A 24,655-nucleotide genomic window follows, 5' to 3' on the forward strand; every position below is an offset into this window, starting at 1 on the left:
ACGCTTATCCGGCCTACAACGCTTTAATGCCGGATGGCGCTATGCTTATCCGGCTTACAACACGTTAATGCCGGATGGCGCTACGCTTATCCGGCCTACAACACGATGCATTTGTAGGCCGGATAAGGCGTTTACGCCGCCATCCGGCATCACAATATCAGATCTTACATGCGCCGCTTTCGCAGCCATCATCCTGAATGGAGGGCACCAGATCGTCCTGGGCATCTTCCGCGCCGTCGCGGGTGTTCTGATAATACAGCGTTTTGACCCCGAACTTATAGGCGGTGAGCAGGTCTTTCAGCAACTGCTGCATCGGCACTTTTCCTGACGGGAAGCGTGACGGATCGTAGTTGGTGTTGGCCGAAATCGACTGATCGATAAACTTCTGCATGATGCCGACCAGTTGCAGATAACCGTCGTTGCCCGGCATTTCCCACAGCAGTTCATAGGCGTTGCCCAGGTGCTCGTAGTCCGGCACGACCTGACGCAGAATACCGTCTTTCGACGCTTTAATGCTGACGTAACCGCGCGGCGGCTCGATACCGTTAGTAGCGTTCGAGATCTGCGAAGAGGTTTCGGACGGCATCAGGGCAGAGAGCGTTGAGTTACGCAGACCAAAGGTCTTGATGGACTCACGAAGCGCTTCCCAGTCATGATGCAGCGGTTCGTCGGCGATAGCATCCAGATCTTTCTTGTAGGTATCGATCGGCAGGATGCCCTGCGCGTAGGTGGTTTCGTTAAACCACGGGCAGGCGCCTTGTTCGATAGCCAGTTCGTTAGAGGCCTTCAGCAAATAGTACTGAATGGCTTCAAACGTCTTGTGCGTCAGGTTGTTGGCGCTGCCGTCGGAGTAGCGCTTACCGTTTTTCGCCAGCCAGTAAGCAAAGTTAATCACGCCGATACCCAGCGTACGACGACCCATCGCTCCGCGTTTGGCGGCCGGGATCGGGTAGTCCTGATAATCTAACAGCGCATCAAGGGCGCGAACGGCCAGTACCGCCAGCTCTTCCAGTTCCTCGAGGCTGTTGATCGCCCCCAGGTTGAACGCGGAGAGTGTACACAGGGCGATTTCACCGTTTTCGTCGTTCACATCCATCAGCGGTTTGGTGGGCAGGGCGATTTCCAGACACAGATTGGACTGACGTACCGGCGCAACCTGCGGATCAAACGGGCTGTGGGTGTTGCAGTGGTCAACGTTCTGAATGTAGATACGACCCGTAGACGCACGTTCCTGCATCATCAGAGAGAACAGTTCGACCGCTTTGACACGCTGTTTGCGGATGCTGTCATCGTTTTCATATTTCACGTACAGGCGTTCGAATTCATCCTGATCGGCGAAGAAGGCGTCATACAGCCCCGGAACATCGGATGGGCTGAAGAGCGTAATGTCGCCGCCTTTCAGCAGACGGGTGTACATCAGCTTGTTGATTTGTACGCCGTAGTCCATGTGACGAACGCGGTTGCCTTCCACACCACGGTTGTTTTTCAGTACCAGCAGGCTTTCAACTTCCAGATGCCACATCGGGTAGAACAGCGTGGCCGCCCCGCCGCGTACGCCGCCCTGAGAGCAGGACTTCACTGCGGTCTGGAAGTGTTTATAGAACGGGATACAGCCGGTGTGGAACGCTTCGCCACCGCGAATCGGACTGCCCAGCGCACGAATACGACCCGCGTTGATACCAATACCGGCACGCTGGGAGACGTATTTTACAATCGCGCTGGAGGTGGCGTTGATTGAGTCCAGGCTGTCGCCACACTCGATCAGTACGCAGGAACTGAACTGGCGCGTCGGGGTACGAACGCCGGACATAATCGGCGTCGGCAGCGAAATTTTGAACGTTGAGACCGCGTCATAAAAACGTTTTACGTACTCCAGACGGGTATCACGCGGGTAGTTAGAGAACAGGCAAGCCGCCACCAGAATATAGAGGAACTGGGCGCTTTCGTAGATCTCACCGGTGACACGGTTCTGGACCAGATATTTCCCTTCCAGCTGCTTAACGGCGGCGTAGGAGAAGGTCATATCACGGTCGTGTACGATAAACGAGTCCATCTGCTTGAACTCTTCTTCCGTGTAGTCTTCCAGCAGATGATTGTCGTATTTGCCCATTTCAACCATTTTCACCACATGGTCAAACAGTTTCGGCGGTTCGAACTCGCCGTAGGCTTTTTTACGCAGATGGAAAATCGCCAGGCGCGCAGCCAGGTACTGGTAATCCGGCGCTTCGCGAGAGATCAGGTCCGCCGCCGCTTTAATGATGGTTTCATGAATATCGGAGGTCTTGATACCGTCATAAAACTGGATGTGGGAGCGCAGTTCGACCTGAGAAATCGATACGTTATTCAGTCCTTCTGCCGCCCAATCCAGAACCCGATGGATTTTGTCGAGATTGATGCGCTCTGTACTACCATCACGCTTTGTCACCAGCAGACTCTGATTCATGTGGTTTTTACCTGTCCGTGAAAGAAAAAATATCCCCTGCATTATCCACAATGCCACCTTGTGACTAACTCTGTGGATAAATACTATATATAGGGGTTGAGTGTTAAAGTAAACGCTATATGGTGAGTATTCTAGTAGGGATTCTTTTCAGCACAAGAGTTGATTTTGAGGTTAAATTGAGGTTGCAAAAGGGTAAGAAAGGCTAAGTGCGCGTCTTATAAGGCCTGGCGGGGATGTCAATAATTTATAAAAAAAATAGATAATTTGATCGAGTGCTGATTTCTTCAACGAAGGTGTAGAATCTTCTTATGACCTGGCGCAAGTTTTGTAACCTGGATACAGACGAGAGATGTCGAATGGCGACGTAAACGTCTTATCCGGCCTACAGGGCATATTTCCGTAGGCCTGATAAGCGTAGTGCCATCAGGCAAGTGGATTATTCCGCGTTCGCCGTGGTGTGCACCATATAGTTCACATCAACGCCGGGGCCAAGCTTGAAGGTGTTGGTGATAGGGTTGAAATGCAACCCGGTCATATGGCGTTCCTGCAATACCGTCTGATCCACCCAGCCTAACAGCTCCGCAGGTTTAATAAATTTTTTAACATCATGGGTCCCTTTCGGCACCATGCGCAGAATATATTCCGCGCCGACAACGGCCATCAGCCAGGATTTGCCATTGCGGTTAAGGGTTGAGAAGAACACCTCGCCGCCGGGTTTGACCAGTTGCGCACAGGCTCTGACCACCGATTGCGGATCGGGCACATGCTCCAGCATCTCCATGCAGGTCACCACGTCATACTGGTAGGCATGTTTCGCTGCGTGTTCTTCCACGGTTTCCTGCACGTAATCCACCTGAATACCACTTTCCAGCGCATGCAGTTTTGCTACCTGCAAGGGCTCAAAGCCCATATCCAGACCGGTCACCGTGGCACCTTCACGGGCCATACTCTCTGCCAGAATGCCGCCGCCGCAGCCCACATCGAGCACCTTTTTACCAAACAGGCCGCCTGCGCGTTCAGCAATGTAACCCAGTCGCAGCGGGTTAATGCGATGCAATGGCTTAAATTCGCCTTCCAGATCCCACCAGCGTGACGCGACGGCTTCAAACTTGGCAATTTCTTCGTGGTCAACGTTGTGGTTTACCGGTGGTTTTACGGCATTCATCGGGGCTTTTACTCCTTCTATGGCTTGTTACAGGAGTATATCAGTCAACGCGGGTGAATAAAGCTTATTGGTTTACCTCAATCGGTGCGGATGTGTTATAATTTGCGACCTTTGAATCCGGGATACAGTAGAGGGATAGCGGTTAGATGAGCGACCTTGCGAGAGAAATTACACCGGTCAACATTGAGGAAGAGCTGAAGAACTCTTATCTGGATTATGCGATGTCGGTCATTGTTGGCCGTGCGCTGCCGGATGTCCGAGATGGCCTGAAGCCGGTACACCGTCGCGTACTTTACGCCATGAACGTATTGGGCAATGACTGGAACAAAGCCTACAAAAAATCAGCCCGTGTCGTTGGCGACGTCATCGGTAAATACCACCCGCACGGCGACTCTGCGGTATATGACACCATTGTTCGTATGGCTCAGCCGTTCTCGCTGCGATATATGCTGGTGGATGGTCAGGGGAACTTCGGTTCCATTGACGGCGACTCTGCGGCGGCGATGCGTTATACGGAAATCCGTCTGGCGAAGATTGCCCATGAGTTGATGGCGGATCTGGAAAAAGAGACGGTTGATTTTGTCGACAACTATGACGGCACGGAAAAAATCCCTGACGTTATGCCGACCAAAATCCCTAACCTGTTAGTGAACGGCTCCTCCGGTATCGCGGTTGGGATGGCGACTAACATTCCGCCGCACAACCTGACTGAAGTGGTCAACGGGTGTCTGGCGTATATCGACGATGAAGACATCAGCATTGAAGGGCTGATGGAATACATCCCGGGTCCGGACTTCCCGACGGCGGCGATTATCAACGGTCGTCGCGGCATTGAAGAAGCCTACCGTACCGGTCGCGGCAAAGTGTACATTCGCGCCCGCGCGGAAGTGGAAGCTGACGCGAAAACCGGTCGTGAAACCATCATTGTTCATGAAATCCCGTATCAGGTGAACAAAGCGCGCCTGATCGAGAAAATTGCGGAACTGGTAAAAGACAAACGCGTTGAAGGCATCAGCGCGCTGCGTGATGAGTCTGATAAAGACGGTATGCGCATCGTGATTGAAGTTAAACGTGACGCGGTTGGGGAAGTGGTACTCAACAACCTCTACTCCCAGACCCAGCTGCAGGTCTCTTTCGGTATCAACATGGTGGCACTACACCATGGTCAGCCGAAGATCATGAACCTGAAGGACATTATTTCAGCGTTTGTGCGCCACCGTCGTGAAGTGGTGACCCGCCGTACCATTTTCGAACTGCGTAAAGCCCGCGATCGTGCGCATATCCTCGAAGCGCTGGCGATTGCGTTGGCGAACATCGACCCGATCATTGAACTGATCCGTCGCGCGCCGACCCCGGCGGAAGCGAAAGCGGGGCTGATTGCGCGTCCGTGGGATCTGGGCAACGTGGCGGCGATGCTGGAACGTGCCGGTGATGATGCCGCGCGTCCGGAGTGGCTGGAGCCTGAATTCGGCGTGCGTGACGGTCAGTACTACCTGACGGAACAGCAGGCCCAGGCGATTCTGGATCTGCGTCTGCAGAAACTGACCGGCCTTGAGCACGAAAAACTGCTCGACGAATACAAAGAGCTGTTGGAACAGATTGCGGAACTGCTGCACATTCTGGGCAGCGCCGATCGCCTGATGGAAGTGATCCGCGAAGAGCTGGAACTGATCCGCGATCAGTTTGGCGACCAGCGTCGTACTGAAATCACCGCCAACAGCGCCGATATCAATATCGAAGATCTGATCAACCAGGAAGATGTGGTTGTCACCCTGTCTCATCAGGGCTACGTGAAGTATCAGCCGCTGACCGACTACGAAGCACAACGTCGTGGTGGGAAAGGCAAATCTGCTGCGCGTATTAAAGAAGAAGACTTTATTGACCGCCTGCTGGTGGCCAACACCCATGACACGATCCTCTGCTTCTCCAGCCGTGGTCGTCTGTACTGGATGAAGGTGTATCAGTTGCCTGAAGCGAGTCGTGGCGCGCGTGGTCGTCCGATCGTCAATCTGCTGCCGCTGGAAGCCAACGAACGCATCACCGCCATCCTGCCGGTACGCGAGTACGAAGAGGGCGTGAACGTCTTTATGGCGACTGCCAGCGGTACGGTGAAGAAAACGGCGCTGACCGAGTTCAGCCGTCCGCGTTCTGCCGGTATCATTGCGGTCAACCTGAACGACGGCGACGAACTGATTGGCGTGGATCTGACCTCCGGTTCCGACGAAGTCATGCTGTTCTCGGCGGCGGGCAAAGTGGTGCGCTTTAAAGAAAACGCCGTCCGTGCGATGGGCCGTACCGCGACCGGCGTCCGGGGTATCAAACTGGCGGGCGAAGACAAAGTCGTCTCCCTGATTATCCCACGCGGTGAAGGCGCGATCCTGACCGTAACGCAAAACGGTTACGGTAAGCGTACGGCGGCGGAAGAGTATCCGACCAAGTCCCGTGCGACGCAGGGCGTTATCTCTATCAAAGTGACCGAGCGCAACGGCTCCGTTGTTGGCGCGGTGCAGGTCGATGACTGCGACCAGATCATGATGATCACCGATGCCGGTACGTTAGTGCGTACTCGCGTGTCGGAAATCAGCGTGGTAGGGCGTAACACTCAGGGCGTGATCCTCATCCGTACCGCGGAAGATGAAAACGTAGTGGGTCTGCAGCGTGTGGCTGAGCCAGTGGATGACGAAGACCTCGATTCTATCGACGGTAGTGCAGCGGAAGGGGATGATGATATCGCTCCGGAAGCGGAAACCGACGACGATGTCGCAGATGATGCTGACGAGTAATCGGCGGGTTTAAATACTGCGCAAAAGGGAGGCTTAGCCTCCCTTTTTTACGTCCTGAATTCACCATTCCCCTTGTCAACATTCGTGTCAGCGTGGTTTTGTATTTTATGTATAAAAATACAAAATTAAATGAATAATTATAACTCTGTGAAGGTGCTCACTGTTTGTTCAGCCATTTACCGTTAACTTTCCTGTTACCGAATACCGATATTTAAGATTCACTTCTGGAGGAGAGCTGAAAAAATATTAAATAAAAACATCTGAGGTTTTGAAGAAAAATGCGTTGGCTGCCTTCGTCTGTCAGTTCACTTCTGACGGATGAATATACTTATACCTACACGTTGGGAGTTAACTATGATAGTTGAAATTGCAGAAGGCTTTATCCATCTTTTTCAGAGCGCAGGTAAGATATTCTCCGGGATGATCGTCAGTACCATTCCGATGCTGATAACCTTAATTTTGACCGTTAATTTTATTATGAAATTAATTGGCCAACAGCGAATGGAAAAAGTCGCCACCCTGATGGGGAAATCAAAAATATTAACCTATGGAATTTTACCCAGTTTTGCCTGGTTCTTCCTCAGCAGTCCAGGTGCGCTGACGATGGGTAAATTTTTACCAGAACGCTGTAAACCTGCTTATCAGGATGCGCTGGGTAGCACCGTACACCCGCTGACGTCTCTGTTCCCCCACATTGTACCATCGGAGCTCTTTATCTGGCTGGGCGTCGCCGCCGGTCTGACCCGACTCGACCTTCCGGTTGCCGACCTGGCTTTGCGCTATATCGCCGCGGGTATTCTACTCGGCTTTATCCGTGGTTTTCTTACGGAATATATCTTCACCCGGCTGGAGAAACGCGAACTTAATCAGGAATAAGGGAAAACAATGAAAGTACTATTTTCGGCTGACGTCGTAAAAGCTGGAAGAAAAGTGGAAGAGGGACTGCTTAATGGCATGTTGATTACCTTTAATGACCGCGCTCCGGAAGATTATCTCGACTACGTGCTGGTTATTAAGAATATTGTTTGTGATGTTACCCCATTACAAAAAACAATGGATTATGTTCTGCAGATGAATCATCACACCTGGAATATAACCTGCTGGGGGGAGGCTGCATGGCAAAATTTATGCGAGTTAGGTCATGTGACGGTGGTATTTGACGGGGCTGAAAAGCCAATAGCCTATGGTTCATTACACGTAAACAGTCATTGTTCTCCATCCGTAAATGAATTGATTGGCCCATTGAAAATAATGAGGAAAACCAATGAAAACCGTACTGATTAAAAAAGGTCATTCAGGGATTGGCGATGATATGTATTTATATCGCGATACCCGCATGGTGATTCTGTCGCTAACCGGAAAAACCATTGATCCGGTCGCGAAAAAACTGGGTGAAATGCTGGAGATGACCGTGGTTAACGGTTTTGATGCCATGCCGGATGATAAGAAAATCCTCTGTGTGGTGATCAACTGCGGCGGTTCACTTCGCTGTGGCATCTATCCGCAAAAAAGAATCAAGACGATCAACGTGCTGCCTACCGGTGCGATGGGGCCGCTGGCGAAATATATCACCGAGGATATCTACATCTCGGATGTCAGCCTTGACTCGCTTTCGCTGATTGAGACCATTAATCAACCGGTAAACGGGGAGGAAAACGTTGAGCACATTGAGCCACTCCCCGCAGGCGACGTCTTCGCGGTTGCTCGCGATACCGAGGCGGTAAAACCACGCGCCTCAGCAACTAACACCGCGCTGGAGTTGATGACGCGTTTTGCGACGGGGATCGGTAACTTTGTCAGCCTTCTCTACTCCTCTGCGCGTGAATCGGTTGAGTTGTGCATTAAAAACGTGATCCCCTTTATGGCCTTTATCTCGGTGCTGATCGCCCTGGTTCAGGAGACGGCGATTGGTCAGTGGACCGGGAATGCGCTATCGCCGCTTGCCGGATCGTTAACCGGGCTGTTTGTGATTGCAATTATCTGTGGCCTGCCCTTTATCTCTCCCATTCTGGCTCCCGGCGCGGCGATTGCGCAGGTTGTTGGCGTGCTGGTGGGAACGTTAATCGGTAGCGGGGTGGTTTCGCCTCTGATGGCGCTGCCGGCGCTGTTCGCGATTAACGTCCAGGTGGGGGCTGACTTCATTCCCGTTGGGCTTTCCATGCAGGAGGCGAAAGAGAAGACCATCCGTCTCGGTGTTCCCTCGTTCTTGTTATCACGGATGATTACCGCACCTCTGGCGGTGGCCATCGGTTATCTGTTTTCGTTTGGCTTGTTTAACTGAGGAATCGTGTAATGAACAAAATCAATGCCGCAGTGGTGGGGGCGGGTATTTACGGCAAACATCATATCAATGCGTATCACTATAATCCGTGGGTGAATCTGGTGGGTTTTTGCGAGATCAATCCGGAAATCCGCGCCAGAGTGGCGGCGGAGTTTCAGGTGCCGGGTTATGCCTCGCTGGCAGAGTTATTTGCCGCGACGGAGGTTGATCTGGTGTCAATTGCCACACCGGATCCGTTCCACTTTGATGCCACCATTGAGGCCATCAACGCGGGTAAACATGTGCTGATTGAAAAACCGATGGCGACAACGTCAGCGGAATGTCGGGAAATCATCCGTTGTGCACAGCAGCAGGGGGTGAAGATTGGTGTCGATTACCACAAGCGTTGGGACGGAATGGCACAGCATATTCATCATGAACTGTTGAAACCCGAAACCGGCCAGGTCCTGCGTGGCTACATGAGCATGGACGACATCATCGACGTGCCGAAAAACTGGCTGTCATGGGCGAACGAGAGCTCTCCCGTTCATTTCCTTGGAACACATTGTTTTGATTTGATTCGATATTATATGAATGGCGCCAATGCAGTGAGCGTCTATGCGATAGGACAGAAGAAGAAGCTGGTTGCGGAAGGCATCGATTCCTGGGACACCATTCAGTCTTTCGTCACGTTTGATAATGGCGCGCAATGGACTGTTGAAGTGGGGTGGTGCTTGCCTCCTTCCTTCCCCAAAGCAAATGACGGTCGTAGTTTTGTTATCACAGAGAATAACTATTATCGTGCCGACGCGCAGTTGCGGGGTTATGAAATGTTTACGCCACAGCGCAGCGCAACGCCAAATTATAATTTTATTAACTACGTTAATAATAAGGCTAGCGGTTACGGAATTCAGCCAATACATGATTTTGTTGAGCACGTTTTATTTGATACCCCTTATCTGGCAACCGCAGACGATGGGTTGCAAGCCACGTTAATTTGCGAAGCCGTGCATCACTCGTTATCAACAGGAAGTATTGTACAGTTATAATTAATCTGCAATTTACGCCTCATAGACAGTCTTTTCTGGCTTTAATTTCTCTGATTAAGGCAGGGTTCTTTATTCCCCCGCAACCCGGTCGATGATCAGCGTTTATGAGGTGTCTTTTCATTATTCATATTCAGATAGCAATATTGCAGCGCATGGAAAAAAAGCGTATGCAATGACATTTTCAGCGCGGCAAAACTCAGTGGGCTGGCGCTGGACTGCGGCGTATATAAGGTCACATCGGCCAGCGACGCGCCGCTCTGATGGCAGGCAACCGCCAGCGAGGCTGCCTCATGCTCTCGAATCAAGGTAATCAATTGATTATCCGGCTCATCTTTAAGTCCTGGCAGCAGGATCACCGAATCGCAATCCGTCAGGGCGTTTGTCAACAGTGAATGGGCATTCTGGTACTCCACGGGAATACAGACTTTACCAATATCGCTATAGTCCTGAATGATATTGCTGAGTAAGGAACTCAATTCCCGTGGATGACAGAAATAGAGGTTACGACTGGAATTAATAATTTCAAAGAAGGTATTGAGTGCCGCCGGGTTATTATTATTAATAAACTCGCTAAGGATAACGTTGTTCTTCGTTGCCTGGGCCGGGAGTAGCGTCTCAGGTTCACTACGCAGACATTTAATTAAATCATATTTAAATGAAGTAAAACCCGTATAACCGAGAGATTGCGCAAAACGAACGATGGAGGGTTGGCTGGTCTGTGTCTTTTTTGAAATTGCCGTCGACGTCAGTTTTTCCGCGCCCGATAATGTAGCCAGAATGTAACGGCTAATTGTTTGTTCCGCGTGCGAGCCTGTTTTTACCAGTAACTGAAGTTGTTCGATAATGTTCATTAAGGTCCCTCGGTTTTGTTTATTATGACAGATACACTTTATCCTTCAAGCGGCCTCTGTGTTGGCTACGGCATTACTCGGCTCATCCATGAACCTCGTTCTTACGGACCGTCGCTTTGCCGGGTTGTAAAAAACCCCTGACACATCGTTATCTCTGTGCCAGGGGTTTACAGGAGCGGCATCCATGCCAACTGAATGATGTTGTGTATAACCGGGGGACTCCAGGTATTAATTCATCCTTTCCACAATCATGGCTATTCCCTGACCGCCGCCGATACACAGCGTCGCCAGACCCAGCGCTTTATCTCTCGCGGCAAGCGCATGCAGTAATGTCACCAGAATTCGCGCGCCGCTGGCACCGATCGGATGACCAAGAGCAATCGCGCCGCCGTTAACGTTCACCTTCTCTGGGTCGAAGCCCAGCGTCTTGCCGACGGCGAGGAACTGCGCGGCAAACGCCTCATTGGCTTCAATCAGATCGATATCCGAAAGCTGTAGTCCGCTGTATTGCAGCGCCTTTTGCGTGGCGGGCACCGGACCCATTCCCATCAGCGCCGGGGCGACGCCGCCGCTGGCGTAGGCCTTAATGCGTGCCAACGGTTTCAGCCCCGCCGCCAGTGCCGCAGATTCTTCCATTACCACCAGCGCCGCCGCACCGTCGTTGATCCCTGAGGCGTTACCGGCGGTGACGGTGCCAGCTTTATCAAATGCCGGACGTAGCGCGGCAAGACCTTCCGCTGTTGAGTCAGCTTTGGGGAATTCATCGCGGTCAAAGACGATGGTTTTCTTCCGCGACGTGACGCTGACCGGCACAATCTCGGCCTGGAAGGCACCAGAATTGATGGCCGCTACCGCTTTTTGCTGGGAGAGCAACGCCAGCTCATCCTGCATTTCGCGGCTGATACCGTATTCGCGGGCGACGTTTTCGGCGGTGATCCCCATGTGATAGCCGTGGGTGGCACAGAGCAGGCCATCGCGCAAAATCACATCTGATAACTGACCGTCGCCGAGGCGATAGCCCCAGCGGGCTTTCGCTTCCAGCAGATACGGTGCCAGACTCATGTTTTCCATGCCGCCGGCGACCAACGCCTGCGCCTGACCGGCCTGAATCGCCTGGGCAGCCAGCGCGACGCTTTTCAGGCCGGAGCCGCAGACTTTGTTGACGGTAAAACCGCAGACCGTCTCGCTAAGACCGCTCTTTAGCAGCGCCTGGCGCGCCGGGTTTTGTCCAAGACCGGCCTGCAGCACGTTGCCCATGATCACTTCATCCACGCGCTGCGGATCGAGTTGTGCGCGTTCCAGCGCGGCGCTAATCACGGTTGCGCCAAGATCGATGGCGCTGGTTGTTGCCAGCGCGCCGTTGAAGCTGCCGATGGCGGTACGTGCTGCGCTGACGATGACACAATTTTTCATCTTCTGTTCCTTAAAAGTGAGCGGCTGCCGTCAGAAAAAGGTCAGGCCGACAACAAAAATGACGCCGGAGAAAAGCAGGGCGGTGATGCAGTAACCCATGATGTCGCGAACCCCCAGCCCGGCGATGGCCAGTGCGGGAAGCGCCCAGAAGGGTTGCGCCATGTTCATCCACTGCTCGCCGTAGGCGATCGCCATGACGGACTTACCGAGATCGGCTCCTAACGCCTGCGCGGCTGGCATGACGAACGGTCCCTGAATAACCCAGTGACCGCCGCCTGACGGCACGGCAAAGTTGATCAGTGCGGAGCTGAAGAAGGTCATGACCGGGAAGGTGTCTTTATTGGCGACGTTGATGAAGAATTCGGTGATAAGTCCCCCGAGGCCGGAATGTTCCATCATTAACTGGATCCCAGCATAGAACGGGAACTGCACCAGGATACCGGCGGTGCTGCGCGCGGCGGCGCTAATGGCGCGCATATAGGCCATTGGCGTTTTGTGCAGCAGTAGACCGGCAATCATGAACATCAGGTTGACGGTGTTGATGGTGATGTTGAATCCTTTCTCGGCGAAGTAGATCCCGAGATAGGCGATGCCTAATGCCCCAATGATCAGCGCCAGGATACGGCTCTCTTCCAGTTTTTCTGACGGAGGCGCATCTGCTGGCAAGGTCTTCTGGAAATCAGGCTCTTCCATCAACAGTTTCGGATCGACGCTGACCACATCTGACGGTTTTGGCGTCATCATGCGAGTGATAAACGGCATGACCACAATCAACCCGAGAGTGATGAAGATGTTGAAACCGGTGAACAGGGTATCGCTGACCGGAATTAAGCCCGCGATGTGTTCAACCGGGTTACCCGGCGTTGCCGCCAGCAGGGGCATCGAACCGGAGAAGCCACCGCCCTAGGTCAGAAAACCGATATAGGCGCAGGCAATCAGCAGCGGATAATCGGAACCCGGCACGCGACGGGCAACTTCACGGGCAAACATCGCCCCAACCACCAGGCCGAAGCCCCAGTTGATGACGCAGGCGACGGAGCCAAAGAAGGTCACCAGCATTACGCCCTGGGCGGGCGTTTTAGCGGCAGACGCGGCGGTGCGCAGCAGGTTTTTCACCGGACCAGAACTGGCCAGCGCGTGGCCTGTCACGATGATCAACGCCATCTGCATCCCGAAGGCCAGCAGGTTCCAGAAGCCGTCCCCCCAGAAACGCACCATCGCGACGGGCGTTTGCGGTGTTAACCACAGCGCGATGCCGAACGTCAGCAGCGTCAGCAGCATGGCGAAAATCAGGGGATCGGGCAGCCAGCGGCTGACGAAGCGCGTCATGAAACGCGAGATACGGCCAATCATGCGTCACCTCGCTGAACGACCAGATCGGCGGCAACGTCAAAGTGTGCTTCGGTTTTTGCGCGCAGGGTATCAAGGTCACACCCGTCGACGATTTCCGTCAGCCACATTTTACCGTCGATAAAGCGGAACACCGCGAGTTCAGTGACCAGCACATGCACTGCATGCTGGGCAGTCAGCGGCATGGTGCAGTGGCGGAGGATTTTCGCCGAGCCGTCTTTCGCGCAGTGCTCCATCGCGATAATGACGTTGCGCGCGCCGGTCACCAGATCCATTGCCCCCCCCATACCGGGAACCATTTTGCCGGGCACCACCCAGTTCGCGAGGTTGGCCTGTTCATCAACCTGCAACCCGCCCAGAACGCAGGCATCCACATGACCGCCACGGATCAGGGCGAATGACATCGCGCTATCGAACATCGCCGCACCCGGCAAAATCCCGCAGGGTTGTCCGCCAGCGTTCACCAGATCGGGATGCGCGGTGGTGACCGGCCCCAGTCCAAGAAATCCGTTTTCTGATTGCAGAGTGATATGAATGTCATCCGGCAGGTAGTTGGCGACCATCGTCGGCAGGCCAATACCTAAGTTCACGACGTCACCATCATGAAGTTCTTGCGCCACGCGGCGCGCAATACGTTGTTTCGCATCCATTATTTGCTCTCCTGTGGAATGACGATATGGTCGATAACCGCACCGGGGGTGACTATCTGGTCAGGCAGCAGATCGCCTGTCTCAACGAGTTCGTCAGGTTCCACCAGGGTGATATCGGCGGCGAGGGCAATAAGTGGGTTAAAGTTGCGGGCGCTGAGTTGGTAGGTCAGGTTGCCGAGAGGGTCGGCACGGTGCGCGCGGATGAGCGCCAGATCGGCGCGCAACGGGCGCTCCAGCAGCCAGGTTTTTCCGTCGAGCGTCAGGGTTTGTTTGCCATCTTCCACGATGGTGCCGACGCCGGTGGGGGTCAGGAACCCGCCAAGTCCTGCGCCGCCGCAGCGGATCTGCTCAATCAGCGTACCTTGCGGCACCAGTTGAACCTCCATCTCTTTGGCAATCATCCGACGCCCCGTTTCCGGGTTGGTGCCGATATGAGACGCAATGACTTTGTTTACCCGGCCATTGACGATCAGTGGGCCAATACCGGTATCGACAAAGGCGGTATCGTTGGCGATCAGCGTCAGGTCTCTGACGCCGGATTCAAGTAAGGCTTCGACAAGACGGGGCGGGGTCCCTACCCCCATAAAACCGCCAACCATGATGGTCATGCCGTCACGAAAGAACCCGGCAGCGTTTTGTAAGGTAATCAGTTTTGTTTTCATTATGTTTCCCTTTTGCATACTCCATTTTGGGTACGTAAAGGGAATAGCAAGCGGGATGCCAGAATGGCTAACGGATGAGGAAATTAATTAACTGATTGAATTAAGAAAGTTATTTGTTTGTGTGCAGTGGACTTACCGCGCGGAGGCTATGCAGAATTTTGCGCACTGTGCAAAATTCTGCATAGCAGATTCTGGTGCTACAACCCGGCCGTATCGATACCGTATTCCTGCAGTTTGTACATCAGAGCGCGTCGACTGATACCTAACATCAGCGCGGCGCGGGTGCGGTTGCCTTCATGCTGCTCGAGCACCTCGATAATAATTCGCTTCTCTTCACGTTTTATCTCTTCTTTCAGATTGCGTTCACCGGGCTGCGTGGCTTTTATCTCGCTGCTACCACTCACCGGCTGGCGGAGCGGGGCGGGCAGATCTTCAGCAAAAATAACCGCCCCGGTATTCATCACGACCGCCCGCTCAATGACGTTAGACAACTCCCGAATGTTGCCGGGCCAGGGCCAGGTGGTAAGCATCGACATGGCCGCAGGATCGATTTCAATAATATCGCGCTGATTTTCCGAACTGAATTTCTGTAAGAAGTGGTTAGCGAGTAGCGCAATATCTTCCCGTCGTTCACGCAGCGGGGGAAGTTGCAGATGAATGACGTTCAGACGGTAAAACAGGTCTTCACGGAAGGCGCCTTCTTTTACCATTGCAGGGAGATCCCGGTTGGTGGCGGCAACGATACGGATATCTACCTGAATGGTCTGGTGTCCGCCCACGCGTTCGAACTCTCTTTCCTGCAGGATGCGCAGTAGCTTCGCCTGCAGTACCAGCGGCATTTCGCCAATTTCATCGAGCAGCAGCGTTCCCTGATGGGCGCGTTCAAACAGTCCCTGACGCTGAGTCTGTGCCCCGGTGAAGGCGCCTTTTTCATGACCAAACAGCTCGCTTTCCAGCAGTGACTCCGGCAGCGCGGCACAGTTGATTTTGATAAACGGCCCGTTTGCCCGGCGCGAGTTGTAGTGAATGGCGCGTGCAATCAGCTCTTTACCGGTGCCGCTTTCGCCACTGATCAAGACGTTGGCCTGCGACAGGGCAATTTTTGCCGTGTCTTTGCAGATATCCATCATCCGTGGACTGTTGGTCAGAATATGCCCCCACTGCCAACTGGTGCTCAGCGCCTGATGCAGGCTGCGGATCTCCTGTTTCATCGCCTGCAATTGCAGTGCGCGTTGGATCAGTAAATTGAGTTCATCGAGATCGAAGGGTTTGATCACGTAGTCAAACGCGCCGCTGCGCAACGCTTCGACGGCGGTTTCGACTTCGGCGTAAGCGGTCATCAGGATCACGGGGATGCGCGGCTGCCGGGTGCGCATGACTTTCAGTGCATCAATCCCGTTCATTTCCGGCATACGGATATCCATCAGCACCACATCCGGCGGTGTGTCGACAAAGCGCTGCAAGGCTTCCTCACCGTTACTGGCGCAGTGCGTTTCATGCCCCTGTAGCGAGAATGCGGTAGTGAGCATGCGACGAACGTTGTCTTCGTCATCCACGATGAGGATACGATAGCGGGTTTTCATACTGACAAATTTCCCTGCGGGTTAATGGGCAAAATGAGGGTAAATGTCGCGCCGCATCCGGGCATGCTGGTGACGCGAATATCGCCCTGATGGGCATTGATGATGCGCTGGCTGAGCGCGAGTCCAAGCCCCGTTCCTGAGGCTTTGGTGGTGAAAAAGGGGTCAAAGATCTTTTTCTGTAGCGCGATATCGATCCCACAGCCGTTGTCTTCAATCGTCACGGCTTGTTGCGTGGCTGAATATTGCCAGGTGCGAATGCGAATTTCGCCGCGCGCGTTGATGGCCTGTACGGCATTAATCAGAATATTGAGGATCACCTGTTTCAACAGTTCGCGATCGGCAACGATGGCAGGTAATCCTTTATCCTGTTCGACGTTGAACGCGATCCGCGCCTGTACACCAGAGGTTTGCACCAGAATCAGCGTCTCTTCGATCAACGAATTAAGCAGCACTTGCTGCCACTGGCTTTGTCGTGGGCGGGAGAAATCCAGCAACTGCTGAATGACTCTGTTGATGGAATCAATTTCTTTCAGTACCACGGACAGATATTCCTGATGTACCGGCAGGCTGGTTTGCTGACGGATGATCTGCACATAGCCGCGGATGGCGGTAAGCGGATTACGTACCTCATGCGCCACCCCGGCCATCAGTTCACCCAGCGTGGCAAGTCTCTCCGTCTGGGCCAGGCGACGCTGTGTTTCTTTGCGAGCGGTCAGGTCGGAAAAAATCACCAGTGCGCCGATCAATCCACCATTGGGGTTATGAATGCGGCTGGTGGTGACGCTGAGTTCGATGGTGCGATCGCGCGCCGGAAAACTGACTTCTTGTGCCAGATGTTCTGTACCGTGTGCCAGGGTATCGAGAACCGGGCTGGCAAAATGAGGGTCGGAAAACAGAGTGGCATAAGGCTGACCGACCAGTTCATTCAGCGTGTAGCCGGTAATCATTTCCGCTGCGGGGTTCATGGTGGTGACATCGCCCTGTCTGTCGATAGCAATCACGCCGTCGGCGGCGTTTTCAATGATCAGGTCGTTCAGGGTTTTGGTTTCACGCAGCGTTTGCGCCAGGGCGTTGACGCTGCGGCTGATTTGCCCCAGTTCGCCGGGGAGATTGGGAAGTTGTGCCGGCGTTTTCTGCGCCAGCGTCGACAGACCGTCCGTGATAATGTCGATATTCGCGCCAAGACGTCGGGAAAACAGCACAATCAGTAACAGGCTACAGAGCAGGCCCGCCGCCAGTACCGCAATGATGCGCACGTCCATCCTCCAGGCCTGACGCTGAATATCTTCCGTCAGCTCATTTGCCCAGATGTAACCCATCACGTTACCGTCCCGGGTGATGGGGATCATCGAGTTGAGAATATCGCCACGCACCTGGCGACCGGAAAAGACCACCGGGGCATTGCTGCGCATCACTTCACGTCCGGGGTGATCGGCGGCAATCGTCACGCCGACGTTATTTTGATACAGCGCGGAAGGGGCGTAGGTCACAATCGCATCCAGCGCTTTGTTATAGTAGCCCGCGCCAATGCCCGGAAACGCCAGGGTTATCTGTTCGGTGATGGGGCCGAGTTCGGCATTCAGCGCCCGGATCCGCTCCTCCCGTGGCAGCGTCGTAAAATCGTCAAAGCGTTCGCCGAGCGCCTGATCGAGCAGGTGTACGACGGCAGATAATTTTTTCTCTTTTTCGGATAAGACTGCTGACCGGCCTTCGGTTTCTACGATATAACCGATCGACAGCGTCGGCACGATGACCATCAGGATCGCCATCAGTATCATTTGATTGCGTAAGCGTCGCGGGTATAACCCTCTCAAAAAGCGCATGCTGGCATCCCTGTGGCTCTGTACGGCAAATGATGATTATCGATGGTTGCGGCAATGGTTTCTCAGCGGTGTATCATATTCCCGCAAACGGAGGCGCGGGCATTGCGACGCCGCGCATTTACCGCTACCTTAACCACACTCCATTTATCGCCTGAGGCGGAGCTTCGCCCTTTTGAAATACCTTGCTTCCTTTCGCACGACACTGAAAATCTCGCGCTACCTGTTCAGAGCGTTGGCGCTGTTGATTTGGCTGCTCATTGCCTTTGCCTCGGTGTTCTACATCGTGAACGCCCTGCATCAGCGGGAATCAGAGATTCGCCAGGAGTTTAATCTCAGTTCCGATCAGGCCCAGCGCTATATTCAGCGCACGGCGGATGTGATGAAAGAGCTCAAGTATATCGCTGAGAATCGCCTGACGGCGGAGAACGGCGTGCTGACTTCGCGGGCGCGTGACGATAAAACCGTGGTTCCGACCTTTCAGCCGCTGTTTGCTGATTCAGACTGTGCGGCAATGGGCAATGCATGGCGCGGATCGCTGGAGTCGCTGGCGTGGTTCATGCGCTACTGGCGCGACAACTTCTCTGCCGCCTACGACCTGAATCGCGTATTTCTCATTGGTAGCGATAATCTCTGCATGGCGAATTTCGGCCTGCGCGATATGCCCGTCGAGCGCGATAACGCGCTGAAAACGCTGCACGAGCGGATTATGAAGTACCGCAATGCGCCGCAGGATGAGTCCGGAAGCAATCTTTACTGGGTAGGGCAGGGGCCGCGTCCGGGGATCGGGTATTTCTACGCGCTGACGCCGGTCTATCTGGCAAACCGTCTGCAGGCGCTGTTAGGCGTTGAGCAGTCCATTCGGATGGAAAATTTCTTTACGCCGGGCAGCCTGCCGATGGGGGTGACCATTCTGGATGAAAATGGTCATGCGCTGATTTCACTGACCGGACCGGAAGGCACCATTAAGGCGGAGCCTCGCTGGATGCAGGAGCGTTCCTGGTTTGGCTATACGCCGGGCTTTCGTGAACTGGTGCTGAAGAAAAACCTGCCGCCGTCCTCGCTGAGCATTGTCTATTCCGTCCCGGTTGATCTGGTGCTGGAACGGATCCGGATGCTGATTCTGAATGCTATTCTGCTGAACGTGCTGGTGGGCGCGGCGCTGTTTACTCTCGCGCGGATGTACGAACGGCGGATCTTTATTCCGGCGGAAAGCGACGCCCAGCGTCTGGAAGAGCATGAGCAGTTTAACCGTAAGATTGTCGCTTCCGCGCCGGTCGGGATCTGCATTCTGCGCACCGTTGACGGTATTAACATTCTCAGTAATGAGCTGGCGCACACGTATCTGAACATGCTCACCCATGAGGACCGACAGAGGCTGACGCAAATCATCTGCGGACAGCAGGTGAACTTTGTCGATGTGCTGACCAGTAATAACACCAACCTGCAGATTAGCTTCGTCCATTCCCGCTATCGCAATGAGAACGTGGCGATCTGTGTGCTGGTGGATGTCTCCGCCCGCGTCAAAATGGAGGAGTCGTTGCAGGAGATGGCTCAGGCAGCTGAGCAGGCGAGTCAGTCGAAATCGATGTTCCTGGCGACCGTCAGCCACGAGCTGCGTACCCCGCTGTATGGCATCATCGGTAACCTCGATCTGCTGCAAACCAAAGCGTTACCCAAAGGGGTCGATCGTCTGGTGACGGCGATGAATAACTCTTCCAGTCTGCTGCTGAAAATCATCAGCGACATTCTCGACTTCTCGAAAATTGAATCTGAGCAGTTGAAAATTGAGCCGCGTGAATTCTCACCGCGCGAGGTGATGAGCCACATTACGGCGAACTATTTGCCGCTGGTGGTGCGCAAGCAGATAGGGTTGTACTGCTTTATCGAACCGAATGTGCCGGTTGCCCTCAATGGCGATCCGATGCGCCTGCAACAGGTGATTTCTAACCTGCTCAGTAATGCGATTAAATTCACCGACATTGGCTGCATCGTACTGCATGTTAGCCGTGACGATGATTACCTCAGTATTCGGGTGCGGGATACCGGCGTAGGGATCCCGGCGAAAGAGGTGGTGCGCCTGTTCGACCCGTTTTTCCAGGTCGGTACCGGCGTGCAGCGCAATTTCCAGGGGACGGGGCTGGGACTGGCGATTTGCGAAAAGCTGATCAGCATGATGGACGGCGACATTTCGGTCGATTCTGAACCGGGGATGGGTAGCCAGTTTACGGTGCGTATTCCGCTGTATGGCGCGCAGTATCCGGCGAAAAAAGGTCTCGATGGACTCGCCAGAACACGCTGTTGGCTGGCGGTGCGTAATGCCTCGCTGTGTCAATTTATTGAAAACAGCCTGACGCGCAACGGCGTCGAAGTGATGCGTTATGAAGGCCAACCTCCGGCGAGTGACGATGTATTGATCGCTGACGATGAGCTGGAACAGCCCTGGCAGGGGCGTGCGGCGGTTATTTTCTGTCGCCGTCACATTGGCATTCCGCTGGAAAGGGTGCCGGGGGAATGGGTTCACAGCGTCGCGTCGCCGCATGAACTGCCGGCGCTGCTGGCCCGGATCTACAGTATTGAACTCGACGATGACGAGCTCTCTTCCGCGTTACCGGCCCCGGAAAAAGCGGCGGCCACCAATGATGACATGATGATCCTGGTGGTTGACGATCATCCCATCAACCGTCGCCTGTTGGCCGATCAGTTGGGTTCGCTGGGGTATCAGTGCAAGACCGCGAATGACGGCGTGGATGCCCTGAACGTGCTGAGCAAAAACCACATCGATATCGTGCTGAGCGACGTCAACATGCCGAATATGGACGGCTATCGTCTGACGCAGCGTATTCGTCAGTTGGGGCTGACGCTACCGGTGGTCGGGGTGACGGCAAACGCTTTAGCCGAAGAGAAGCAGCGCTGTCTGGAGTCGGGAATGGACAGCTGTCTGTCGAAGCCGGTCACGCTGGACATTCTCAAGCAGACGCTGGCGGTGTATGCGGAGCGGGTCAGGAAAACACGGGGTTAAAAATACCGGATGGCGGCTTTGCCTTATCCGGCCTACAGAACGGGGATGTTTTCCGTAATGAGTAGGCCTGATAAGCGGAGCGCCATCAGGCATTTTGCAACGGAAAGAGAAATTAGTCTTTGTCTGCCGGGCTCAGGGTCACGGAAGAAAGATAGTTCAGCAGTGCGATATCGTTCTCAACGCCCAGTTTCATCATGGCTGATTTCTTCTGGCTGCTGATGGTTTTGATACTGCGGTTCAGTTTCTTGGCGATTTCAGTGACCAGGAAACCCTCGGCAAACAGACGCAGGACTTCACTCTCTTTCGGAGAGAGACGTTTGTCGCCGTAGCCGCCCGCACTGATTTTTTCCAGCAGGCGAGAGACGCTTTCCGGGGTGAACTTTTTGCCTTTTTGCAGCGCCGCGAGCGCTTTCGGCAGATCGGTCGGCGCGCCCTGTTTCAGGACAATCCCTTCGATGTCGAGATCAAGAACCGCGCTCAGGATTGCCGGGTTATTGTTCATGGTCAGAACAATGATCGACAGGCTCGGAAAATGGCGCTTGATATATTTGATCAGAGTGATCCCATCGCCGTACTTGTCGCCCGGCATGGAGAGATCGGTAATCAACACGTGCGCATCTAATTTTGGCAGGTTGTTGATCAGTGCTGTGGAGTCTTCAAATTCGCCAACAACATTCACCCACTCGATTTGCTCAAGTGATTTGCGAATACCGAACAGTACAATCGGATGGTCATCGGCAATAATTACGTTCATATTGTTCATGTAAAGGCTACCTTGCTACAGCAAGCTCTTGACGTAGGCGTCAATGTCGCTGATGTATTTTTCTATTCCTGGAGCATCTTTCTCGCGAATCAGATGTTCCAGCGTTTCACATAACTGCTTGCCGGGTACCAGATTTAGCATGGCAAACACGCCTTTCAGGCGGTGAGCCGTTTGGGCTAGCGCAGCAAAATCGCTGATTGCTGCCTCAGTATACAACCTCTTAACATCATCCGGTACTGTGTCTACAAATAGTGCGTAATAACCGCTGGCATGAAGTTCGGCGTTTTCATCACCTCCCAGAGGGGATTCCGGGATCGCTTCCTGCGCCAGTTGCTCTTCAATTAGTTGTAGTACAGCTTCCTGCATAGCGTTGCTCATATTAAAGTTGACGCGAAGCTGGCCTGGGCCTATTTTCCGCACGCCTGACTCATCATCGCTTAAAAGCAAGCCGGAGGCAGTAAGATTAGACGGATTATCAGTTAAAAAGAGATCATATTCTTGACTTATGAGTCTCTCATCCGGGGTGATGCAGGTCGCCCCCCAGTTTTCCAACTGACGAAGCACAATGTTGCGAACCTCGTTAGAGGTCACGTCGATCATGACGCTGACATCATCCAGCAGACGCTCTTCGTCTTCTCTATGCTGGTCGAGCGGAGTCATTTTAACATGGACTGTATAGCGTGTACCCAGCGCATCTCGCGCTTTTATGTTCAAATGCCCACCGAGTTTACGTGCCAACTGATCGCATAGCCAGAAGGCCAGCGGATTGGCTTTGCCGTAACGATCTTTCTGCGTCTCGCTGATGAACGGGAAATGCAGGTTGTCGATTTCGCTTAACGTCACGCCTTCACCGGTATCCAGAATGCGGAAAGTCAGGCGCTCCGCCACCGACTCATCCTGACTCACCTCAAGCGTGATTTTACCAATCTGGGTGGTCGTCACCGCGTACTGCATCAACAACAGTAAGATCCGTCGCAGCGCATCGCGATCGCCACGCCGCTCGTCGTTGGCCTTCAGATGGTTGTTGATGAGCAGTTGCAGCCCTTTGCGCTTCATGGCCGGCAGCACTTCCGGTACGACTTCGTCAATCAGCGCCTGAACCGAGAAGAGGGTCGGCTCGCTCTTCCAGGCGTCGCTTTCCAGCATGTTCGCCAGTTGAATTTCATCGATCATGCGGATCAATACATCGGCATGATTCGCCAGTTGCTGTGCATCAGACGTTTGCACCTGCGCAACCTCCGCCGCCAGCTTTTTGACCGGGTCTTTTAACGCCTCGCTGATGTTTTGCATAAAGGCGGTGCGGCCCTGCTGATTTTTTTCGTACAACCGCTGCGCCTGTTTGAGCTTTTTGTTCACCAGCACTTCACGATCCTGGTCACGGATAATAAAGATCTGGGTGCGCGGAGCGACCTGGCTGCGGAACAGGCGTATTTCATACAGCTCATTATTGACGGTTGCCTGGATCACACCCTGATGCTGTTCCGCCATACTGGTGATGTTTTGCAGATTCAGATGCGGCAACAGATGGTCGGCAATTTTGTTACTCATCACCGTGCGGTTCGCCTCCTGGTCATGCACCAGCAGACCCAGCGGCAGCAGGGAGACAATTTCTTCATTAATCGCACGCAGAATACGTAGCTCATTATTGGCTGCGGTATTCGGCGCGACTTCGGTTGTGCGCCCCGGCTGGTTACGAAAGGTGGTATAGCCAAACAGCGCGAGGGCCAGCAGGCCAATATTCAGCAACAGCGGTAACAGGATGTTTTGCAGCGTATCGAGCAACAGCGTACCGAACGGCACCTGCCAGACCAGCCGCATTCCCGTCGAGTTCAGCGCCGAAGAGATTTCAATTTTCGAACTGTTAAAGCTGATGCTTACGCTGTCTGGTGATTCTTTATCCGCGTTGCGTGTGCTGACTGGCGTGGTGTCAGGCTCTAGGCGGAAGCTGTCCAGCGGCATGCCGGGGGGAATTAAGTCATTGATGGGCAGATCAAATGCGACAACGGTCGCCAGATGCCCCGGCTGGTTAAAGGTGGTCCGCAGGGTAAAGTAGTGGCCGTTTTGCCAGGCCAGACGACGCAGCGATGAAAAGCTTTCCCGCTCGTCCAGCGCATTGGCCTGCTGAAGCATCTCGGCCCGGCGTGAGTCGACAATGCTGCCAATGGTTGACTCTTTAAATCCCGAAGAGAGGTCTTTCAACGGCAGCGTCGAGATGAGGGTCAGACTGTTGTCCTGCCCGTTGAGATAATACATGGACCACGGCACCGTTTCGGCACCCCACAGCGTGTCGAGGTAGGTCGAGATGCGCTGTGTCATTTCCAGCGTTGAACTGTCATGCGAGCCAAAGATCAGCGCTTCGGTTTTACGACGCGGTTTTTCGAGATAGTAAACGTCCTGTTTCAGGCGCGTTTCCTGCAATCCTTCGCTGCTCGATGGATTCGTGGTCGCCGCGATGTTGTCATAGATTTGCCAGGTCGCGTAACGCCAGGTATCGACACGCTTATGGATAGCATGTGTGATATCGACGATTTGATAGCTCTTATCTTTTAGCCATGCGTTAACCGCGCTTTGCACCATCACGCCCATCGTTACCAGCAACACAATGATCAGCAATAAAAAGAAACGGGTAATGCTTCCCGGCAGAAGGGAGAATCGGGACGTAGCCGTTGTATCAGACTGACTCATTCGTGGTTATGACCTGTAAAACAACGCCGAAGGTGAAAGGGCAGTATAAAGGGTACGGTGTGAATTTCCACATTCTCTACTCATTGATGTTCTGCATTTTTTGCTAAAAAGAATTCATCGGTTAGATGACGTAAAAGTGTACAGCCCCGCCTGCTA

At 53.6% G+C, this 24,655-nt stretch carries 16 protein-coding genes and 1 pseudogene; 6 read left to right on the top strand and 11 right to left on the bottom strand.

Going from position 1 to position 24,655, the window contains the following annotated elements:
- Positions 1 to 157: 157 nt before the first annotated feature.
- On the bottom strand, positions 158 to 2,443 hold the full coding sequence (gene nrdA / locus OGY35_RS02730; RefSeq protein ID WP_178826575.1) for a class 1a ribonucleoside-diphosphate reductase subunit alpha: 2,286 nt from the start codon (positions 2,441 to 2,443) through the stop codon (positions 158 to 160).
- 436 nt (positions 2,444 to 2,879) lie between these two features.
- On the bottom strand, positions 2,880 to 3,608 hold the full coding sequence (gene ubiG, locus OGY35_RS02735) for a bifunctional 2-polyprenyl-6-hydroxyphenol methylase/3-demethylubiquinol 3-O-methyltransferase UbiG (protein WP_286631354.1): 729 nt from the start codon (positions 3,606 to 3,608) through the stop codon (positions 2,880 to 2,882).
- A gap of 146 nt (positions 3,609 to 3,754) precedes the next feature.
- Between ubiG and gyrA the strand changes: the two genes are divergently transcribed.
- From gyrA to OGY35_RS02760, 5 genes are all read left to right on the top strand, one after another.
- Positions 3,755 to 6,391 carry a DNA topoisomerase (ATP-hydrolyzing) subunit A gene (gene gyrA, locus OGY35_RS02740; RefSeq protein WP_046482694.1) on the top strand — a complete coding sequence of 879 codons (2,637 nt, stop codon included), beginning with the start codon at positions 3,755 to 3,757 and terminating at the stop codon, positions 6,389 to 6,391.
- Positions 6,392 to 6,745: 354 nt separating this feature from the next.
- Positions 6,746 to 7,267, top strand: a complete 522-nt coding sequence (gene srlA / locus OGY35_RS02745; protein WP_042317872.1) for a PTS glucitol/sorbitol transporter subunit IIC — start codon at positions 6,746 to 6,748, stop codon at positions 7,265 to 7,267.
- Positions 7,268 to 7,276: 9 nt separating this feature from the next.
- Positions 7,277 to 7,675, top strand: coding sequence for a PTS glucitol/sorbitol transporter subunit IIA (locus OGY35_RS02750; protein ID WP_178824057.1), 399 nt, complete (start codon positions 7,277 to 7,279; stop codon positions 7,673 to 7,675).
- Positions 7,656 to 8,672: a PTS glucitol/sorbitol transporter subunit IIB gene (gene srlE, locus OGY35_RS02755; protein WP_178824055.1), complete on the top strand. Its 1,017-nt coding sequence runs from the start codon at positions 7,656 to 7,658 to the stop codon at positions 8,670 to 8,672. Before OGY35_RS02750 ends, srlE begins: the two co-directional genes overlap by 20 nt.
- Before the next feature lie 11 nt (positions 8,673 to 8,683).
- Complete coding sequence (locus tag OGY35_RS02760) at positions 8,684 to 9,700, top strand: Gfo/Idh/MocA family protein (RefSeq protein ID WP_152403440.1); 1,017 nt, start codon at positions 8,684 to 8,686, stop codon at positions 9,698 to 9,700.
- Positions 9,701 to 9,795: 95 nt separating this feature from the next.
- Here the strand turns inward: OGY35_RS02760 and OGY35_RS02765 are convergent, their stop codons facing one another.
- From OGY35_RS02765 to atoS, 7 genes and pseudogenes are all read right to left on the bottom strand, one after another.
- Positions 9,796 to 10,551, bottom strand: coding sequence for a MurR/RpiR family transcriptional regulator (locus OGY35_RS02765; RefSeq protein WP_046482684.1), 756 nt, complete (start codon positions 10,549 to 10,551; stop codon positions 9,796 to 9,798).
- Positions 10,552 to 10,779: 228 nt separating this feature from the next.
- Positions 10,780 to 11,964: an acetyl-CoA C-acetyltransferase gene (locus OGY35_RS02770; RefSeq protein ID WP_286631355.1), complete on the bottom strand. Its 1,185-nt coding sequence runs from the start codon at positions 11,962 to 11,964 to the stop codon at positions 10,780 to 10,782.
- A 30-nt stretch (positions 11,965 to 11,994) separates the two neighbouring features.
- Positions 11,995 to 13,317: pseudogene (locus OGY35_RS02775) on the bottom strand (TIGR00366 family protein).
- Positions 13,314 to 13,964, bottom strand: coding sequence for a 3-oxoacid CoA-transferase subunit B (locus OGY35_RS02780; protein WP_152403443.1), 651 nt, complete (start codon positions 13,962 to 13,964; stop codon positions 13,314 to 13,316). The pseudogene OGY35_RS02775 and the gene OGY35_RS02780 overlap by 4 nt, the downstream one beginning before the upstream one ends.
- Positions 13,964 to 14,626, bottom strand: a complete 663-nt coding sequence (gene atoD / locus OGY35_RS02785; RefSeq protein ID WP_046482674.1) for an acetate CoA-transferase subunit alpha — start codon at positions 14,624 to 14,626, stop codon at positions 13,964 to 13,966. The genes OGY35_RS02780 and atoD overlap by 1 nt, the downstream gene beginning before the upstream one ends.
- 197 nt (positions 14,627 to 14,823) lie before the next feature.
- The gene (gene atoC, locus OGY35_RS02790) at positions 14,824 to 16,209 is read right to left on the bottom strand and encodes an acetoacetate metabolism transcriptional regulator AtoC (RefSeq protein ID WP_286631356.1); all 1,386 of its coding nucleotides are present in this window, start codon (positions 16,207 to 16,209) and stop codon (positions 14,824 to 14,826) included.
- Positions 16,206 to 18,032, bottom strand: a complete 1,827-nt coding sequence (gene atoS, locus OGY35_RS02795) for a two-component system sensor histidine kinase AtoS (RefSeq protein WP_286631357.1) — start codon at positions 18,030 to 18,032, stop codon at positions 16,206 to 16,208. The genes atoC and atoS overlap by 4 nt, the downstream gene beginning before the upstream one ends.
- Before the next feature lie 172 nt (positions 18,033 to 18,204).
- On the opposite strand from atoS, the gene rcsC reads away from it, so the two are divergent.
- Positions 18,205 to 21,051: a two-component system sensor histidine kinase RcsC gene (rcsC, locus tag OGY35_RS02800; RefSeq protein WP_286631358.1), complete on the top strand. Its 2,847-nt coding sequence runs from the start codon at positions 18,205 to 18,207 to the stop codon at positions 21,049 to 21,051.
- Between the two features lie 112 nt (positions 21,052 to 21,163).
- On the opposite strand, the gene rcsB is transcribed toward rcsC, so the two are convergent.
- Positions 21,164 to 21,814: a response regulator transcription factor RcsB gene (gene rcsB / locus OGY35_RS02805; RefSeq protein ID WP_001061917.1), complete on the bottom strand. Its 651-nt coding sequence runs from the start codon at positions 21,812 to 21,814 to the stop codon at positions 21,164 to 21,166.
- Positions 21,815 to 21,829: 15 nt separating this feature from the next.
- Entirely contained in the window at positions 21,830 to 24,499 is a 2,670-nt protein-coding gene (gene rcsD, locus OGY35_RS02810) for a phosphotransferase RcsD (protein WP_152403452.1), read from the bottom strand.
- Positions 24,500 to 24,655 lie beyond the last annotated feature (156 nt).

Source organism: Citrobacter sp. Ct235, from assembly GCF_030332305.1.
Classification (GTDB): domain Bacteria; phylum Pseudomonadota; class Gammaproteobacteria; order Enterobacterales; family Enterobacteriaceae; genus Citrobacter_A; species Citrobacter_A telavivensis.